This window comes from uncultured Oscillibacter sp. (assembly GCF_910587525.1).
In the GTDB taxonomy this organism is placed as follows: Bacteria; Bacillota; Clostridia; order Oscillospirales; family Oscillospiraceae; genus Oscillibacter.
Window position 1 is genome coordinate 1 of the sequence record NZ_CAJULS010000211.1, and the last position, 2,877, is coordinate 2,877.

A 2,877-nucleotide genomic window follows, 5' to 3' on the forward strand; every position below is an offset into this window, starting at 1 on the left:
GCAGTTCGCTGCGGACAAAGACTTTCGCACATTGTCCGCGCTGGTGGAGAAAGGAATCTCCGGAGGTCCCAACGCCTGGAGGACGCTGCACATGCTGACCTGCCAGAAGCAGGACTGCTGGATTGCGGAGGAACTTCTGGAAAAGCGGATGTGGGTGGACACCAGCGACTACAACGCGCTTCACGCCTGTGTCCAGAATGACGCGGTGGAGGTGTGCAGGCTGCTGCTGGACGGAGGCATGGACTTCGACCAGTACCGCCAGTGGGCGCAGACACGGCCCTGCGCCGGCCATGAGGAGACACTCCGGGCTCTGGAGGATCACTGGTCTGAGATGCAGGCGGAGATGGAACAGACGGCGCCCGCCCAGGAAAACGGAGGGATGGTCCTTGGTTGATCCTATCTTGTTGACAAAAGCCGCCGCCACCGTTTTGACCGATGAAAAGGCGCGGAAGGCGGTGGGCTGGGTGCTGGTGGCGGTCCTCTCCCCCATCATCCTGCTCATTGCCTTTTTCTGCGCTCTGGGCTCCGGCGCCACCGAACACAACATCACCGCTGTGGAGCTGTGCTTTTACGATACCGTCACGATCCCAGCGGGAACCCCGGAGGAGTACCGCCTGTGCATTGAGGCCATGCGCGCCAGTTTCAGTCAGCTGGATGCCGCCATCGCAGCAATCAACGAGAGTGCGGAGAATGGGACCAGCCTTGACGAGATTAGAGTCAAGGCTCTTTTTTATGCTCTGTACTTCGGCGCCGAAAGCCATGGGGACGCCCAGTCCTTTTCAGACTGCTTCGTCACCTGGGAGGAGCGTACCCGCACGGTTCCTGTGGAGGGCAGCGATCCGCCAACGGAGACGGAGGAGACCTATTCTGTGGCCATATCCATCGAGGATATGGAAACTGTCTGGCGGAACATCGCCGCCATGGGCGTGACGCCCACCGCCGAGCAGCAGAGCAACGCGAACAGTGTCTACAACCTGATCCGGTACGGTGCGGCAGGCGGCGGAAGCGGCTTCGCCGGGTCGGATGTGCCCTTCATTGGCGCAGACGGCTTCTGCTCCCCCATTGGGGAGAACTGGCGGAATGTGGTCACCTCGGAGTTTGGATACCGGAAAGACCCGTTCACTGGGAAGACGAAGGGACACAGCGGGATGGATCTGGCCGTCCCCACAGGGACCCCCATCCGTGCCGCGCTGCCGGGAACTGTAACCGTGTCCGCCTACAACCGGGGCGGCTACGGCTACTATGTGATGATTGGCCACGGCAACGGTCTTGCCACCCTGTACGGTCACAACTCCCAGCTGCTGGCGCGGGTGGGGCAGACGGTGGAGGCCGGGGACGTGATCGCCCTCTCCGGCTCCACCGGACGGTCCACCGGCCCCCACCTCCACTTCGAGGTGCGCGTCAACGGGGAGCGGACCAATCCCCGCAGCTACTTGCCATAATTGCAGAGAGGAGGAAACCCACTATGAAATTCAAAGCAAATTTTACTGAAAAGCCGGTCAATTTTCAGATGGACGACTGCCGGATCGAAAAGGTGGTGGAGCTGTCCCATGAGGATTTTTGCCGGCTGAAGATTACACCCATGGTGGAGCAGCCCTTTCTTGCGGAGCACAAGGGCTGTATGTTCCACAGGGACGGTGTGATCCACTGCCTGCTGGCGCTGGGCCAGGGCAGCAACGACGGGGTGCTCGTTGACGCGGAACAACATGACTGCGCCCGCCTTGCGGCCTACGTCCCCGGAATGCGGGACATCGTCAACGCTCAGATGGACCGGGCGGCGGACTTTATCATCCGCTGGGGAACGGAGAACACCACCAGCGGAAGCTGGTGCGTCTATTTCGAGGATCTGGAGGAGCATCTGGACCTGACCGTCCGGGAGGGCAGCGGGCTTGACTCCATGCTCAGGGCCGCGCTGAAGCGGCGTCCCGAGGTCGCGGCAGTGGATATGCACGACGGCTGTATTGAGACGGAGTACCATCCAGAATACTGCCAGCGGCTCTCAAATAATTTTGAGCCTGAAAATAAACCCCTTCGTCTGAAGGATATTTTTCCGTTACTGTCGGGCGGCAGCAAGGTGTTTCTTTGTCATGAAGAGAAGGGTGATCCCGTACCAGCAGAAAATATGAAAAAACTAATCGATGCTGGACAGGGAGATTTCGCCGCTTTACTTAACGCACAAGTGTTAGAAATAAGGCCAACTTCTTTGCACACATGGTTCATGCTCAACGATGTTGCTCCAGAAGAACTGGTGCGGCTCCATGAAGCCTACGACGCCTTTAGGGAGGCGGAGCGGTCCATGGGACCTGTGATGGGATAGGAGGGCGCTATGGACCGATTTGATATACGCCGCGTTGCCATGGGACTCACCGCCTATGCCATCGAGCGACAGCACAGCTATGAACGCCACCAGCCGGAAGGCGCTCCTGCCTGGCAGGAACAGCGCCGACTCTGGACGGACGCCATTCTCCAAGGTATGGCGAGGCTGGATGGGCTGACGCCCGACACTAAGCTGATGGAGCAGTTCGACCGTGAGCTGGAACAGGCCCGCGGCTGCTATTTTACCGTTCCGGCCACACAGCAGATGCAGAAGGACACCATCCGGGAACTGCGTTGCTTCATCGCCACACTGGAGGCCACCAGGGATGACCGCCGCCGTCAGGTCAACGTGGTGCGGGAACTGCTGGAGGACATGGCGTCCTACCTGCCTTGGGCAAGTAAAAACAACCGCCTTGACCTCGCCCGAGATGAGGCGGAGCGGTCGCTGGTGCGCATGACCGCTCAGATGCCTATCCGCTTCACACACATCGTCCTGGGCGGAGACACCGGACCGCACTGGGCAAGCGGTTTTGTTTCTGGCTGCGTCAAGGATGAGGAGGC

4 protein-coding genes are annotated in these 2,877 nt (G+C 59.9%); all 4 read left to right on the forward strand.

Going from position 1 to position 2,877, the window contains the following annotated elements; translation table 11 throughout:
• The coding region (locus tag QZ326_RS12580) for an ankyrin repeat domain-containing protein (RefSeq protein ID WP_365329294.1) at positions 1-394 on the forward strand (394 nt) is incomplete at its 5' end.
• On the forward strand, positions 387-1,442 hold the full coding sequence (locus QZ326_RS12585; RefSeq protein ID WP_295745815.1) for a M23 family metallopeptidase: 1,056 nt from the start codon (positions 387-389) through the stop codon (positions 1,440-1,442). The genes QZ326_RS12580 and QZ326_RS12585, both read left to right, overlap by 8 nt.
• Before the next feature lie 23 nt (positions 1,443-1,465).
• A complete protein-coding gene (locus QZ326_RS12590; protein ID WP_295745819.1) occupies positions 1,466-2,317 on the forward strand; it encodes a DUF6329 domain-containing protein in 852 nt (283 codons plus the stop codon).
• Positions 2,318-2,326: 9 nt separating this feature from the next.
• On the forward strand, positions 2,327-2,877 hold a 551-nt coding region (locus tag QZ326_RS12595; protein ID WP_295745822.1), incomplete at its 3' end, for a hypothetical protein.

Excerpts from the sequence above, each read along its gene's own strand:
- QZ326_RS12590 (WP_295745819.1), top strand. The coding sequence starts at position 1,466 with ATGAAATTCAAAGCAAATTTTACTGAAAAGCCGGTCAATTTTCAGATG.